The sequence below is a fragment of the Paenibacillus sp. Soil522 genome (assembly GCF_001428245.1).
GTDB lineage: Bacteria > Bacillota > Bacilli > Paenibacillales > Paenibacillaceae > Pristimantibacillus.
This window is the reverse complement of record NZ_LMRV01000033.1, coordinates 117,271-132,929: the sequence shown is the minus strand read 5'-3', so window position 1 is coordinate 132,929 and position 15,659 is coordinate 117,271. Positions and strand designations below refer to the sequence as shown.

Here is a 15,659-nt window from a genome sequence, read left to right as displayed (position 1 = left end):
AAGCGAGCTGACTATTTCCGCCTTTTATGTTAAACGCGTGTAATTTGTTTGGTTTCCTTCGACTTCAGCGCTGCCAAAATAACCGCCAATGATTTCATGCCTTCCTCACCGGAAACCGGCGGTTCTGTATCCAGAACGATGGAGTCGACAAATTTTTCAACGATATGCGTGTTATTTTGCCCGCCGTCTTTATTCGACTGAATTTTGCCAAGCTCATAATTTATAACTTCTCCGGTTGCATACTGCACCACTAAGGAATACGCTGGGTTGTCCTCTAAACGAATAATCCCTTTGCTGCCGTAAATGATCGTTGAATTATCTTCCTTGGCCACATATGCCCAGCTCGCGGCAAGCGTACCGATAATGCCGCTTTCTGTTTTCAAAACACAAACCGCGTTATCGTCCACATCGGCAAAATCTTTGGCGCTTGTTTCAACAAAAGCTCCAACTTCAGCAATTTCTTCCCCAAGCAGATAACGGAGCAGGTCTGTTTTATGAACACCTAAATCGCCCATCGCACCAACGAACGCTTTTTCTTTTTGGAAAAACCAGCCTTCCTTCCCTTCCACGCTCCATCCTTCCGGACCGCCGTGTCCGAATGCTGTACGGAAGCTGTAGATCTTTCCGATTTCTCCGCTTTCAATAAGCTGGCGCGCTTTCTGGTGAGACGGAACAAAGCGTTGGTTGTGGGCAATCATTAATTTTTTGCCGCTTAGAGCCGCCGCTGCAATCATGGCCTTTGCTTCATCCTCTGAAGTCGCCATCGGCTTTTCACACAAAACGTGTATGCCCGCATTTAAAGCAGCAATCGAGATAGGGGCATGCAGGTAGTTTGGCGTACAAACGCTTACCGCATCCACTCCACCGCTTTGTAATAGCTCTTCATAGCTTGTATACGCCTTAACACCATACTTTTCAGCTACTTCTTCTGCGCGTTCCTTATTAATGTCGCATACGGCAACAAGCTCCACATTTGGATTTAATGCATATTCCAGTAAATGACGGTGCTGTGCTATGCTGCCGCAGCCGATTACGCCAACTTTTAAAGTGCCCATCGTTTCTTCCCCTTTGAGTTGTATTTTCGTATATTAGTTTACTTTTACCGCGATTTTTTCCAGCGGCTGCGCATTTCCGTAAACCGGACGATTGCGGTCCACCGGCTGCGCCCATTTCACGGCATTCACAATGACGCGTTGAATGCTCTTGTTATAATATGTCGGATAAGTTTCATGCCCCGGTCTGAAATAAAACACTTTGCCGTTTCCGCGCGTAAAGGTGCATCCGCTGCGGAACACTTCTCCGCCTTCGAACCAGCTTGTAAAAATAAGCTCGTCCGGTGCCGGGATATCAAAATGCTCGCCGTACATCTCTTCTTTTTCCAGCTCGATATATTCCCCAATACCTTCCACGATCGGATGGCTTGGCGCTACAACCCAAAGACGCTCTTTTTCATCTGCTTCGCGCCATTTCAAATCGCAGCTTGTGCCCATTAATGTTTTAAAGATTTTTGAGAAATGACCGGAGTGTAGGACAATCAGACCCATTCCATCAAGCACGCGCTGCTGTACTTTTTGGACAACTTCATCCGTTACTTCTCCATGCGCAAGATGTCCCCACCAAATCAATACATCCGTATTGTTTAATACTTCATCAGTCAAACCGTGTTCTGGCTCATCCAAAGTAGCCGTACCCGCTTCAAATCCTGCTTCCGTCAAAAATGCTGCAATCGCACCGTGAATGCCTTTTGGATATATTTCACTTACAAGCGGATTTTTTTTCTCATGACGATTTTCGTTCCATACCGTTACTTTAGCCATTATTATGAACACTCCTTCGTGATTTGAACTATTCTCAGTATAAGAAAGCGGTGCCATTAAGGGAATGCTAAATCATGCCCCTTTTGTATTCAAAAGTGTCCTCCTTTTCCGGACTACTTGAAAAGACACAGCGTATCGATAAGTTTATTGATCCTGTATTTCCAAAAGTGGTATACTCCCAAAAGGAGATGATGCTCATGCCCGTAAAAGAAACCGCTATTGATACGCATTCCGACGCGATCAACGAAAAAGTCATCTATCAGAATCCGCTGCTGTTTCTAAAAATATGGGAAATCGCAGATCAACAAACGAGCATATTGGAGAAACACCCTTGGCATTATCATAAAGAAGTAGAATTTCTTGCCGTCATGGAAGGCCACTTAGGCATACAAAGCAAACGCGATTACGTTGTGCTCGGTCCGGGCGACGTGATGGTTCTGGGAGCTTCCCAGCCGCACCGTTCCCATAAGCCGCTTACGGAGGCACTGCACTACGTGGTGTTTCAGATCGATCTGGTCAAGCATTTTGACCAAAGCACCATGCCGTATTTGTACTGCTTCTCGGAACTGACTCTGCCGCTGGATGAACTAAACTATATTTTTGAAGTCAACGAGCCGGCAAAACGGGAAGCATATGCTTTCATCATGGAAATTTTCAAAGAATCCCAAACGCGGTCGAGAGGCTACGAAATTGCTATCAGCTCAACTATCAAAAGACTGCTGCTGCTTCTGCTGAGAAGCGACAGCCGCAACGTGCTGAACTATACGGAGGAAACCGAATTAAATCGGTTAAGACCGGTTCTTGATTATATAAACTCTCATTTGAATGATAAACTATGCGTAGAGGATGCTTGTCATTTGCTTAATTTGAGCTACCACTACTTTATAAAATATTTCAAGAAAACGATGGGCGTCTCGTTCGTAGACTACGTCAACTACAAACGGATCAAGCGGTCCGAGCTTTTATTGCTGACGACTGAGCTTAGCATTATGGACGTGAGCTTCGAGGTCGGCATCTCTAACATGGCCCAGTTCTATAAGCTTTTCAAGCGACATAACCAGTGCTCGCCCAGAGAATTCAAACAGCGCATGCGAAGCGAGTCCAAAGTTACGATGGAAGCGATGCAGCCCATCACGGATTCCCCGACCTAGCAATCCATGATGGCAGGAGTAAGCTTTTCCAAAAAAATGAACCCTGGAAAAATCCAGGGTTCATTCTCATTTATCTATTTAATCTATAACCGTAAACTCGCCTGGTACTTCATCCTGACTCACATAATCTACAGAAATCCATGCGTAATTAACCAGACCAATATTTTCAGCGAATTGATAAGCTGGAGGATTTTCGAGATCAAACCATTCCTCTTCGCTATCAATCTCAAAGCATTTTTCAAACTCTTCTATATTTATACTTTGATTTTTAAATAACTCTTTTATGATCTCCATGTTGAATATATTTTTCTGTACAAGGAAATCCTCATCCCATTCGCAACTATAATCAAATACTAATTCATTTCCTTTGAATATCTTAGCAGCCCACCCATGATCTTCTGCATACACATAGTGTAGTAGTATACCCATGTTATTTTCAACAATTGCAGGATCTGAATTGAATTCACTGCCTTTTATTACAAACGTCACCCAACCATTGCTTTCTTTAAATACGTACCCCTTTTTTCCAGACTCGTTAATCAGCGAAATAGCCTCTTTGGGGTTGTTTGTATAAAGATGATAGCTTTCACTAAACTCACTCATTGCAATTATGGCCTCCTAAATCATTAAAATATTTAACTGAAACTCGGCAAGGCATTTTGATAGAGTGGATTTAAGTTATAACAGAACCAAATTATACCATGAGTTTAACGGTAAATAAAATCAATTTCATGAATATAAGTTCCTACTTAGATACTGTTCTCATTGCTGTTACCCTTAACCATACCGTTGTGGTTACCGTTATTTTGGGAAGGAATAGTTACAGCAATAGATACAGCGGATGTTGTTCCATCCAACAAACGGGTAACCTCTAAAACGAAATGAACAACGGTATCCAACTTAGGAGGATCGATCACCCCATCAGTGGTAACAACTGCGCTGTCGGAGCTTTTGATCACAATTGCGAAGCCTTCAGGAACAGCAGGTAAAGCCAACTGCGCAGCTTTTCTCTCAGGTTCTGCAATGCTTGTGATCGTCTCAGCTACATCTGCTGCTGTTACCGTTCTTGCAGGCACAACCACTTGAATCTCGCGAGTATCCGCCACTGAACCATCAGAGGCTCTCGTTACAGTAAATACCAATGTTACAGTAGTATCGGCTTTAGGCGGAGCAATTGTTCCATCAGCAGTGATAATCTCGCTATCAGAGCTCTTTATGGCGATTTCAAAACCCTCTTCAACAGCCGGCAAAATCAAAGCCGTTGCATCTTGAGCAGGAGCGTCAACATTCGTTACGGTATTTGCTGCCTGTCCCGCCGTTTTCTCTGCATTGGAAACCATAATCCAGCTGATTTGCGGTTCTGGCGCTCCTGCTACACGATGCACAGTAACCGTCAATTTACCGTCTGTAACTTTAACGTTCATATAACCAAGCGTGTCTTTCGCTGAAGTAAATACATAATTGCTGGTTTTCGTTTCACCGTTGATCACGATATTCGCTTTACGGCTGCCATTCGTATACTGGTACCAAGGATCATAAAGTCCGGTATAAACATGATAAACACCATTCTCCAGATCGAACTGGTAAGTTAAATCATCGCCGCTGTTGCTTTTCAGATAACGAAGCGCAGAATACAAATCATCGCCTGCCGAGCCGGAAGAATTCGTCCCCGTACCAACGTACCCCCATGTTTGTCCCTTTGCCGGATCGTATGCTTGATCGATAGTACCCGGATTCAACAGCACATCCTGCATGTAGGAAGTCATAGTCAGATAATCACTTGTTGCTGCTCCGCCGGCATGTACAAAGTAAGAGTAGGTATCCGGCACAATGTAGACCGTCGTGTTGATGACTTTATCCGCCAGGTTAGAAAGTGTACCTGTTACATTCACTACTCCCGGTTTAGCAAAAGTAGAAGCTGTTATATTCCAGACTACCGGTGAATTAATGACCTCACCATTAGACTTTGTAACATTAACAGTGGAAGGGAATTGAGGTTGTTCACCCAAAATAGTCTGACTAGGCAATTCTGTGTTTACTGTAATTTTACCCATGCGGTCTAATTCGGATAATTCCCACTCATCGTACCAGTTCAGTACAATTTCATCGTCGTTTCCAAATTCAATCGGCAGCCAAATGTAGCGCGAATCCGCCAAGTCAGATGACTTCCATCTGTCACCCATGTAGATGAATTTTCCTTCCTCTGCATCGACAGGGATGATCGCTGTTCCTTGGGAACCGAATGTCGTCGAACTGCTAGGCGCAAAGTAACGCAATGCTTTCCATTCTCCGAAAATATCGTCAGCTACCGTATACTTCGCAGCATTCGGGTCCCAGCCTGTTGCTCCCGATGATACCATGTAGTACTTGCCTTCGTACTTAAATACTTGAGGCGCTTCACGTTGCGCACCCGGGAAAACGCGAACGTAATCCTCTCCGTACACGGCTTTATACTCCGTGTCGCGCTCAAGATTACCATCTTTATGCCAGCCGACAACGTCAGTGTACGTGTCGTTTAATTTGGAAATATACATCGTCAGGTTTTCTTCGCTTGAATAAATGAGGTAGGCTGTGCCGTCATCATCCTTGAATAACGTCATGTCACGTGCCATCCCCGGCTGATTCGGCTGCCCGTTATAGGTTGCGTCCTTAGGAGCCCGGTCCATACGGAAGCTCTCTCCATAAACAAACGGTCCCGTCGGAGAGTCGCTGAGCGCATAACCAGCCTCTGCTTTTGCGTAATTAGCCGTCGATGTTGCAGTAGGCCCGTCTGTATGCATCCACATCACGTACTTGCCGGTTGTTTCGTTGTAGATTACTTTCGGACGCTCAATAATACGATTCGTACCGATATCATTCAAAATCTCTGCCTTGTCATCTCGGCCAGCATAAAGCTGAGAGAATTGCGGGTCTGTCTCGAACGCCTCCATTGAAGCGATTGCCCTAAGAGCTAAACCCTCATCCGTCCAGTTATAAAGATCTGTAGAAGAATAGACATGCACCCCGCGGGCAGGAAGGTATCCGTCTGTTTTATCCTCTCCGTACCAGTAGTACTTCGAAGTTTTTTCGTCGTAAATGATACCCCCGCCATGTGCTTGGATAGGCGCACCATTCGTATCCGTCCATACATCTCCTGGGCTAAAGGAAGTATTTACTTTGAACACTACAAGAGACGCTATTGCCTCATTTAAACTCGCAATACTGCTGCGAATTTGCTTTTGATTACTTTCGGAGGAAATGTCTGTTCCGCTTGCAGAAAGCGTTCGTGCGACATATTGCGCAGCATCAATAACCGTGTTTAAAAAATTAACGCTGTACTTCGTGTAGGTTGCATCTGCCGAATAAACAAGCGCCTCTGCGAGCTTGTCTTCCAGGTCGGACAAAGGAATCGTGACATTCTGGCGAATAATCAAGTAGTTGATCAATGGATCATTGTGATTGGTCAAGGCCGCAGTTGCCGGTCCTTGAATGGCCACGTTTAACTGTCCATCGGAGACATGGATTTTATTGTAAGTAACTTCAGTCTCTGCACTGTACGATCCGATCGCATAATCGCCGGAGAGATTAGTACCTTCAGCAAACATGTTTACGCTTCTGCCGCTCCAAGGATTCTTGTAACCGAAAGTTACATCATAATCGCCTTCAGGGAGCTCGAAGCTGTACTTTAAAGCTTTATCTCTTACTTGAGTACCGCTGTAATACCGTAGTGAACCAGACTTACTACTCGAATCGCTTACAGAAGTCTTGCTTGCAGCCGGATTATTTAAGCCCCAATACTTGCCTGACACTGGATCAATACCGTACACCTGCTCTGTTACAGACGACAGCAGACCAAACTTATCCGTGCCTTCTACCGTTGCTGGCGTCGAGTCGCCGGCATTCACGAAGTACAGAATATAGTCATTATTTTTGAGCTCTTCATTCGTGAAAGGCAGATTTGGGTTAATGGCATTCACCTCTGCATCTGAAGCATGGGCTAAAGGGATCGATAAAGGTGCTGACAATGCCAGCATACAACCAAGTGCTGCAGATACCCATTTCTTCGAAAGTGGAAATAACAATAGTACTCCTCCTCAAAAAAGTTTTTTGACCGCCCCGAATGTATGCGTTTCCATTCTTGCTGACTCGAACGTCACTCCGAATGATAACGGAGTTCCAAAGCATCTTCAACTGAACAATGTGGAGGGGAATGAACTGCCGTCTTTCCGCAGTATAACGGCTGATTTAGAGTTGAAATGTGCATATAAGTTCGATTTGTTCACTCAACAATTTGTACGACTGAGTCATTCAATAGCTTCAAACAAACATAATCAGCTCGTGCCGTCCTAGGCGGCTAAGGCTCGCTATAGCGGTGAGTGAATCATATAAGTTTCAAATTTATACGTTCATATAATTTAAAAGGAAAATGACAATCGAAATAACATAAACATCGATAGGAGCCCAATCCTTAAAAAATCTCGCGTAATCATAAGGCGTTTTTGGTCTTCCCACATATCGTAAGCTTCTGAGACAACAAGCATGCCCATCTCGTCCGCCAATTCCATAAGTTCCTTTGCCGGCATATTGTGCGCCGTACGAATCGCGTTAACGCCCATTTCTTTCAAGATCAGAAACCTTCTTCTCAGCGCCTCTTTGTGAAAGGCTGATCCGAGGGCTCCCAAATCATGATGCTCACAAACCCCGTTTAATTTCATTTTTTTTCCGTTTAACAGAAACCCTTGATCAGGACGAAGCACGATTTCACCGAACCCGATCCTTTTCGTTACGGTTTCAATGACTTCCCTATTCGAATTTGCGTCCCCATCCGCTGCATCCATCTACAATTCCGTTACAAGCTGATACAACTCCGGATCATCCGTATTCCATAATAAGGGATTTTCCACAGATAGACTTAGCCGATGCCGTGAAATCGAATCCCTTTCCGCGGCGACCCTTTCGGAAGCGGCAACGATAACTAGATCCTTGTACAAAATCGAATGCGCAATATGAGCATCCTGATCAAGGATCATTTCCGTCTCGATTTCAACCTCCCAGCCGACAATTTCGAAACCATTCAATCTACAATTCGAAACTGATCGCCATTATTTAAGAATGACGAAATGAGAAAAAGGAGTATGTCTCCATGCAGCGAAGTGTAAGGAGACGAATCCACTCATGTAGAAAGGAATTGGATCAATGACGGTAACTATTCAAAATGTAATCGATCTGCTGCGCTCGACCGTCCAACCGATTGAGAATACGGTCGACGATTTGGATCCAGGCAGCCCGGATACCGAAGTGCGTGGAATCGCGACGACGTTTATGGCAACACAGCAGGTCATCGAGCAGGCTATGTCCTTGGGTGTGAATTTGCTTATTTCCCATGAGGCCGCCTACTACAGCCACCGGATGACGAACGGGCTTCTAACCGGCGATCCGGTCTATCGAAACAAGCAAAGTCTTCTTCAGCAATCCGGCCTCGCCATCTACCGGCATCATGATTATTGCCATAGGATGGAGCCCGATCCTATCATGACCGGTTTGCTTCAAAGTCTGAAGTGGGAAGCTTGCGTAGAGGAAATGCTTCCTGCGGCGGCAGTGCTTCGTTTACCTGAAAAACGTGCGACGGAAATCGCGGAATACATCAAAACACAGCTATCCATCCCCTATGTACGGATCGCTGGTGATCCGTACATGACTTGCAGCCGCATTGGAATTCTTGTGGGCTACAGAGGCGGAGGCGCTAACGCCATTCCTCTCTACCGCGAGAAGAGGCTCGACCTGATTATTGCCGGCGAGGGACCTGAGTGGGAAACACCCGAATACGCAAGGGACTCTGCCTATCAGGGTGTTCCGAAATCGCTGCTTGTCATGGGACATGCAGAGAGCGAAGAGCCCGGCATGCGTTATTTGGCAGAACAACTGCAGGAATCGTATCCTGATCTGCCTGTTCACTTTATACCGGTTAATCCGGTATTTCAGGTGGTTTGAGCCGGTATCCGGACTTGGTGTTCCGGTATGCAAACACCTATCCTGCAGTTATCCAGGCCTTGCAGCACTCTTACGCAGACATCGAGTCCATCATAACGCACCGTTACGGACTGGCGGATATCAAAGAAGCGGTGGAGACGGCGTACACACGGGAGGGTACTAGCATTAAAGTCATGATCTAACCGAATAGTTCGATCAGCCCGAAATGAAGGTTGACCAAATAAAACGAATAGCCCCGGAATCCAACTGGATCCCAGGGCTATTTCCCCGTTTGCGTTCCTATTTCAATGACACGCAATCAAGCATATCGGCCAAATAACTCGATTTCCAGCGTCTCATTTTCCAGGGAAAGGATTGCCGTACGCTTATCTTTCATCGTAACCTGAAGCCGGCGGTCGGATGGCCGTTTCGGATAGAGCAGCACGGTAAATCCGTCCTTTGCATCCGCCGTGGCCCTAATATAGTCCATCATGCTTACCTGCTTATGCCCGCTCTCGAAAAATGGCGTCGAGCGGCCTTTTTCCAGCCGGATCCCGTTTATTGGACTAATAAACACCGTTTCCAAATCCACGTTATATACCCCTTTCGAGTATACCCGGCTGCCGTGAACAACGTCGGATTGTTTAGCCGCGACTGGCAAGTTGAACAACACCTCGCCGTCAAAATCGTCCACGGTGTCGCGAATGAGATACAAATCCACTCCTTTAAAATACCGCACATGACGGATATGTCTGCCGCTTCCTTCCGGGTTCAGGATCTCGATCGTAATCGTCTCCACGTCGCCGCCAATACTGCATTCGATAACCTTGCTGGTACGAGGGACGTCGACCCAGCCTCGATTCAGGCTGTATGTGCCCGCAGATAAATTAATCTCTCCGAGCCCGCTCTTCCCGATATGCGTCCGCTTCGTCGAAAACTGCATGCACGCATGTGAATATGAACTGATATGCCAGCTTGTGCTGCTGTCGAAATAGCCCTCGATTCCGGAATCCATAACGATCGGAATGGAGTCCTTGTAGATGATAAACGAGCCTTGGTCGAGATGGCCGTGGCCGATCGGTTCAGGGCTGGACATTATAGCGAAATAGCTCTGCTCCGCGCTGCCGAAGTTATTGCGGAATATATAAATGCCAGCATGGGTCAAATCATTCGTTGAGCCCATAACAAGCGGGCTCTCCGATACATACGAATCGCCTTTGCCTAGAATATTTTCCAGGACGATTCCTTCGCCCCAAAGATGCTTGAACGGCTTGCCTGCGAAACGCCAAGTATGGTACATCCGGTCCGCGAGCGGCTTGTCGATTCGTTCGATATCGCCCAAATACGTGCCAAAACTGCCGAATTCCGAGCCTCCGCTTAATGCGTGATCGCCGAACGGCGGCGTTGCGATGCGCCCGCCGAAATAACGGTATGACGGCGTTTGCGTCCGCAAGCTGAATCCGAACATGCCGGCCAGCGGCGTAGTTTCGAACCAGTTTTCTCCCATGACATGCGCAACCACTTTGGCGTAACCGGCAAACCTCTCCAGTGCCGCATGGTGGTAGCGGATAGATTCCGGCCAGGAATAATCGAGATTGACGGTCAGAATCAATTGGGAATGCAGGACCATATGCGCGTTGTACAGCCATGCTTTCCGATTCGGAAAATCGTCGAGTACAAGCATCATATAAGCCGTCCCTGCGCACATATCGGTCTGCCAGTTGCCGCTTCCATACTGGGCCTCTTGCGGTGAAAGTTCCGTCCGGTCTCTAAGATCAAGCATGTAGCGCAGCAAATATTCGACCATGGCGTACAAGCGATGCTTCTCCTCTATAGTGAACAGGCCCGCTTCCTTGATCAAGGAATACGTTACGGCTACGCTGCATAGCAAGCGTCCGCCCTGTACGGCTCCGTAAGAGTCGCTGCCCTGGGGCCGCGAATTTGTCACGAGCCAATGCTCGGCACCCTGGCAAAAGTCGTTCATCGTAAATAATATTTCATGTTTTGCTTTTAAGGCATAGGTTCGGTCTTCCGTAAAGGCATATTGGATCGCATCGCACTGCATCGTCAATAGAAAACATGAGTTGGCGAGCGACGATTTCCGGTTGAACAGGTACTCGAACTGACCGACGACATGACCATCCTCATCCTTGAAGACGATGACAGTCTTTAAGCCCTTCTTCAGCTTGCCGTCTATTTTAGCGGCAAACGTGAGCGTATATCCGGTTCCACCATCAACGGCAAACTCTCCGTCATACGTCCAGGCACCTTCATCCTCATGCGTCGGATTGCATAAATAAATCGACCGATTCAGCACCCCCTCCTTGCAGGAAAAAGACACCTGCGAGGAGGGATTCGCCGTATTCGAGCCAGACCTGTCGCCGCCTCCGCTGAAGGGATAGGCATCCTCCCATTTCACTACCGGACTGCCCTTGCGCGATTCCGGTTTCCAATGAAACGGCATGCCCTCTCCTTCTTCAAAGCCGCCGTTGCGAATGTCCAGACTGCTCCCACTTTCGGATAGAATGTCCAAATTGTCAATCCACACATGGCCGAGACCGTCCCGTTCGTTCTCTTCCGAGGGAAGAATAAACGAAAGCTCCGCCTTAACCGCTTTCTCCGGGGCGGCGAAGTTGACGATTTTATCCGTCGAGCTCCAGACGTAGAATTGCTTGTTGATTTCGCCGTAATCCGTCTCTTCGTTCATGATCAAAGCCGCAGCCCGCTCAATATAAGCCAAATCGTTGCTGTTCGCGATCCGCTTAATTTGTTCCCGCTGCTCCCGGATCAATTCGTCCTTTTCCGCGTTTTCCTTCACTTTTTGCAGCTCGTTTTTCGTCAAATAGAGCGTTGATGAGAAATCGGTATCCGTCCGCAGCACTTTGGAATAGCGGAAGTCTCTAATCCGGTTAAAGCACTGTACGATCGCACGGGCCAACAAGTCACTGCGATCCTCCCCTGCAGCAGCAGCCCTAGCCGCCTTCACGCGTTCGACGGACCGGACGAGCTTGTCTCGAGCATCGGCATCATAGCTTCCGATCTCACGTCCTATTTCAGCTTCGGCAAGCAGAGCTTCGGCTTTGGCGATGACGAAATCGGCTTTGGCGGGAAGCTCCCTTTCGCCTATATAGCGTATGTCCTGCTGCTCGAACCACGACAGCGCCGGCTCCAAGCCGTATTCATGGTACACACGCCCTTCCCCGTTATAGGACGGGGCCATCGTGAAGCGCCGCGTTGCAAATCGGATCGCTCCATCCGCTTCCGGCTCTATAAATTTGCGGTTTCTGATGAAAGGAATCTGCTCGTTGCCTTCCAATGCCGTTTCGGCAGCCTCAACCATATCGGTCAGAGCCAGCTTTGCCCCGTCCGTGTAATAATCGCTCTGGGCTGATAGCAGAAACTTTGCCCTATTTACCAGCTCTCTTAAATGTTCGCTTGGTTTTATTTGTGTCATCGTTGTACCTCCTTAGGCGGATTTATTAGCTCCGAGGCCAGAAAACGCTGATATGTAACGCAGTTACTACCCGGAAGCCGATTCCTTACGGATCATTTGATCGCCCATATATGCTGTCAGTTCCACGGTTACGTCGACTTGATCGATATTGACCACTATTCCCCTATCATCCCCCGGAACGTTGTCTCCAAATAGGTTAGCATGCGGCTGCAAGCAGAGATATGTACTTATTTCAGCATTATGTGCGGTTTTTTAAGCATATAGGCAAAAAAAGCCTCCCTAAGATCTGATGTGCACCCCTTAGAATAGACATTGGAAAAAAACATGGTTATTCTGATGAAATGCTGCACCTCAAAGACCTTAAATGCAACTATTCGATTAAATCCTGCCTGAGCGGAGTGAAAGTGTCCAGCAGTATGCTCTTCTGAAGGGCGCGGCATCCATGCTCGGCAAGACTCGGAATGTAGATCGTCTCTCCCGCCGAAACGACGACTTTCTCTCCGTTGACTGAAAACTCCAGCTGCCCTTCCATACAGTAAGAAAGCTGCTCATGCACATGACTGTGCAAATAACCTTCAGCTCCCTCCTCAAAATGAACCTCAATCATCATGATCGTCTGGCCTGGAGTAAATATTTTCCGTCTCACGCCCGGCTCGGCGTTTTCCCATACGTTCAATCTGCTCATTGCAGCGTCCTCCTTTTTATTCCATACTTCGTTCATTTCGTTGTCAATCCCGTTAAACCTAAACGTACTGAGCTGGATGCTTGCTGAGCAGCTGTATGAGAATTACCTCTCAATAGGTTTTCACTTTTGGTGATGAGGCAGCAGCAAAGAAAATTGTCTGGCAAGAAATAGCGGTGTATAAGGCATGTCGTTTCGAAGCCAGGAAATGATCGTGCCGATCAAGGCTGAAGAACAGTACCAAATGGCAATGTCCTTTTGAATACCTGCGGTTGAGATGAAGGAATCGACCCCCATTCTCTCCAGCCTTGTGATCATAATTCCCGTCAACAGCTTTAATAGACGTTCCGTAAAGATTGGGGTTCGTTTCGTCGCGAGAATGACTTTATAAAATTTTACGTGTTCGGCAATGTGCTCTAGCAAGCTCACCATCATTTTCCAGTCCGCTTCTTCTGCGGAATTCGGATTCGCTGGCGTATCGTTTAGAATCCGCTCTATGTCCCTGGCCATGTCTTCCGCCATCTTTTCAAGCATATCCGGTATATCCCGATAATGCAGATAAAAGGTAACGCGATTGATGGTAGCGCGCTCTGCGATGCGATTTACCGATAATTTCTCGATATCCATTTCTTGAAGCAATTCAACAAAGGCATCTCTAATCAATTGGCGCGTTCGGAGTATGCGGGGATCTGTATGAGGCTTTTTATTATCCATCATAATCCTTTCCTCTCTTTATAATAAGCTACAATTTCCAAGCTTACGTGGTATATCTTCAAGTTAGGCGACAAAAAAGGTTTTAATGTAAACTAATATACACTTTCTCCATAACCGTCGCTTGTAAACCGAAGGGTTCTGTATATAATCTAATTTATACAATGTCAACTATACAACACGTTGTAAATTTAGTCCATGGTTGAATCGAAAGGATGGAGTAGAGTGAGTAGTAGTAGGGAAACAAACAGCAGTTCCATCAACAAAGGACCGATCTTGTTCATCATGATCTTGGGTGCCTTTCTTGCGACGCTGAATCAAACGATCATGAGCGTTGCCGTCCCGGAATTAATGATTGATTTCAATATTTCGGCTGCAACGGCCCAGTGGCTGACAACAGGCTACATGTTGGTAAACGGGGTTCTGATTCCGATCACGGCCTATTTGATGCAGCGGTTTACTACGCGTGAGCTTTTTCAAGCTTCGATGTTTATTTTTCTTGCCGGAACGATCGTATCGGCCATCGCATCCACCTTCCCTGTTCTGCTGACGGGGCGTATGATTCAGGCAGCCGGCGCCGGCATTATTATGCCGCTGCTCATGAATGTCATTTTAACGCTCTTCCCTCCCGAGAAAAGAGGAGCTGCCATGGGTATGGTCGGGTTCGCCGTTATTTTCGCCCCTGCGATTGGACCTACTCTTGCCGGCTATACTCTGGAAAATTATGCTTGGGAAACGATGTTTTACGTCATGATTCCGCTTGCTGTCCTTGTTATCATCTGCGGCTTTATTTATTTGAAGAATGTATCGGAACGGGGCTGTACCAAAATCGACGTTATCAGTGTCGTCCTTTCCACGGTCGGATTCGGTACTCTGCTTTACGGCTTCAGCCGGGCCGGCAGCGAAGGGTGGTCGAGCGCAGAGGTACTCGTGTCTATTCTTACGGGCATCCTTGCCCTCGCTCTGTTTACTTGGCGGCAGCTGGTTTCCCAGAATCCGCTGCTGGATCTCCGGGCCTTCAAATACAACATGTTCTCCTTAACTACCATCATAAATATCGCGGTTACCATGGTTATGTATGCGGATATGATGCTGCTTCCTCTGTACCTTCAGAGTGCCCGCGGCTATACCGCGCTGGAATCAGGTTTGCTGCTGCTCCCCGGTGCGCTTCTGATGGGCTTCCTGATGCCAGTCGCCGGAAAGCTGTTCGATCAGTTTGGGGCGAAATGGCTTTCCATCATCGGAATGGTCATTACGATCGTCACCACCATCGGCTTTATTAACTTGACGGACTCAACCAGCTATACCTATCTGGTTCTCATGTCTACGGGTCGCCGTATCGGGATGGCTTTGCTTCTTATGCCCGTACAAACTGCAGGTTTAAATCAATTACCGGCCAGGCTCAATGCGCATGGTACGGCTATTTCCAATACCATTAGACAAGTGGCTGGCGCCGTAGGCACTTCTCTGCTCGTGACCGTGATGACGAACCGTACCCAAACTCATTTTCAGGATATGATGGCGGCAGGCGGAGCAACGGGCGCAACGCAGGAGCATATGATTATGGAAGCTTCCATCCAGGGGATAAATGACGCATATCTCGTTATTGTTGGAATCGGCATAATCGGTTTACTGCTTTCCTTCTTCATCAAACGTGTTGCACAAGCCCCAGAGGAAAAGTCCAAAGTAGCGTTGAAAAAGGCAATACTCAAAGAAGCCTGAGGATTGATAGTAAGAGCATATGACTTATTAACTAAGTAAAAAGACGCTAGTCATAAACTGACTAGCGTCTTGTTACATTAATAGGCCGTCCAGCCGGCATCTGCCGTAATCGTGGTACCGTTGACGAAGCTTGCTTCATCAGAGGCCAGGAACAAAGCAACCCGTGTGAGATC

At 47.1% G+C, this 15,659-nt stretch carries 11 protein-coding genes and 2 pseudogenes; 4 read left to right on the top strand and 9 right to left on the bottom strand.

Annotated features, from left to right (window positions below):
- Positions 1-29: 29 nt before the first annotated feature.
- Both ASG81_RS09375 and ASG81_RS09370 read right to left on the bottom strand, forming a co-directional pair.
- Positions 30-1,055 (bottom strand): Gfo/Idh/MocA family protein, encoded by a 1,026-nt coding sequence (locus ASG81_RS09375; RefSeq protein ID WP_056632398.1) that lies wholly within the window; start codon positions 1,053-1,055, stop codon positions 30-32.
- 33 nt (positions 1,056-1,088) lie between these two features.
- Entirely contained in the window at positions 1,089-1,817 is a 729-nt protein-coding gene (locus ASG81_RS09370; protein ID WP_056632395.1) for a ThuA domain-containing protein, read from the bottom strand.
- Between the two features lie 197 nt (positions 1,818-2,014).
- Between ASG81_RS09370 and ASG81_RS09365 the strand changes: the two genes are divergently transcribed.
- The gene (locus ASG81_RS09365) at positions 2,015-2,968 is read left to right on the top strand and encodes a helix-turn-helix domain-containing protein (RefSeq protein WP_056632393.1); all 954 of its coding nucleotides are present in this window, start codon (positions 2,015-2,017) and stop codon (positions 2,966-2,968) included.
- A gap of 78 nt (positions 2,969-3,046) precedes the next feature.
- On the opposite strand, the gene ASG81_RS09360 is transcribed toward ASG81_RS09365, so the two are convergent.
- From ASG81_RS09360 to ASG81_RS33665, 3 genes and pseudogenes are all read right to left on the bottom strand, one after another.
- Positions 3,047-3,571, bottom strand: coding sequence for a hypothetical protein (locus ASG81_RS09360; protein WP_056632391.1), 525 nt, complete (start codon positions 3,569-3,571; stop codon positions 3,047-3,049).
- Positions 3,572-3,717: 146 nt separating this feature from the next.
- Complete coding sequence (locus tag ASG81_RS09355; RefSeq protein ID WP_056632386.1) at positions 3,718-7,029, bottom strand: family 43 glycosylhydrolase; 3,312 nt, start codon at positions 7,027-7,029, stop codon at positions 3,718-3,720.
- A 364-nt stretch (positions 7,030-7,393) separates the two neighbouring features.
- Positions 7,394-7,941 (bottom strand): annotated as a pseudogene (locus ASG81_RS33665) (glycoside hydrolase family 2 TIM barrel-domain containing protein); the annotation flags it as partial.
- Between the two features lie 202 nt (positions 7,942-8,143).
- Between ASG81_RS33665 and ASG81_RS09340 the strand changes: the two are divergent.
- Both ASG81_RS09340 and ASG81_RS09335 read left to right on the top strand, forming a co-directional pair.
- Positions 8,144-8,938 carry a Nif3-like dinuclear metal center hexameric protein gene (locus tag ASG81_RS09340; protein ID WP_056632376.1) on the top strand — a complete coding sequence of 265 codons (795 nt, stop codon included), beginning with the start codon at positions 8,144-8,146 and terminating at the stop codon, positions 8,936-8,938.
- Positions 8,935-9,120: a hypothetical protein gene (locus ASG81_RS09335; RefSeq protein WP_056632373.1), complete on the top strand. Its 186-nt coding sequence runs from the start codon at positions 8,935-8,937 to the stop codon at positions 9,118-9,120. The genes ASG81_RS09340 and ASG81_RS09335 overlap by 4 nt, the downstream gene beginning before the upstream one ends.
- A gap of 116 nt (positions 9,121-9,236) precedes the next feature.
- On the opposite strand, the gene ASG81_RS09330 is transcribed toward ASG81_RS09335, so the two are convergent.
- The 3 genes from ASG81_RS09330 to ASG81_RS09320 form a co-directional block, all read right to left on the bottom strand.
- Positions 9,237-12,371: a heparinase II/III domain-containing protein gene (locus ASG81_RS09330; protein ID WP_056632370.1), complete on the bottom strand. Its 3,135-nt coding sequence runs from the start codon at positions 12,369-12,371 to the stop codon at positions 9,237-9,239.
- 370 nt (positions 12,372-12,741) lie between these two features.
- Positions 12,742-13,056 (bottom strand): cupin domain-containing protein, encoded by a 315-nt coding sequence (locus ASG81_RS09325; protein WP_056632367.1) that lies wholly within the window; start codon positions 13,054-13,056, stop codon positions 12,742-12,744.
- A gap of 120 nt (positions 13,057-13,176) precedes the next feature.
- Positions 13,177-13,770 carry a TetR/AcrR family transcriptional regulator gene (locus ASG81_RS09320; protein WP_056632364.1) on the bottom strand — a complete coding sequence of 198 codons (594 nt, stop codon included), beginning with the start codon at positions 13,768-13,770 and terminating at the stop codon, positions 13,177-13,179.
- A gap of 279 nt (positions 13,771-14,049) precedes the next feature.
- Between ASG81_RS09320 and ASG81_RS09315 the strand changes: the two genes are divergently transcribed.
- Complete coding sequence (locus ASG81_RS09315; RefSeq protein ID WP_235548805.1) at positions 14,050-15,486, top strand: DHA2 family efflux MFS transporter permease subunit; 1,437 nt, start codon at positions 14,050-14,052, stop codon at positions 15,484-15,486.
- Between the two features lie 77 nt (positions 15,487-15,563).
- Here the strand turns inward: ASG81_RS09315 and ASG81_RS29700 are convergent.
- Positions 15,564-15,659 (bottom strand): annotated as a pseudogene (locus ASG81_RS29700) (SDR family oxidoreductase); the annotation flags it as partial.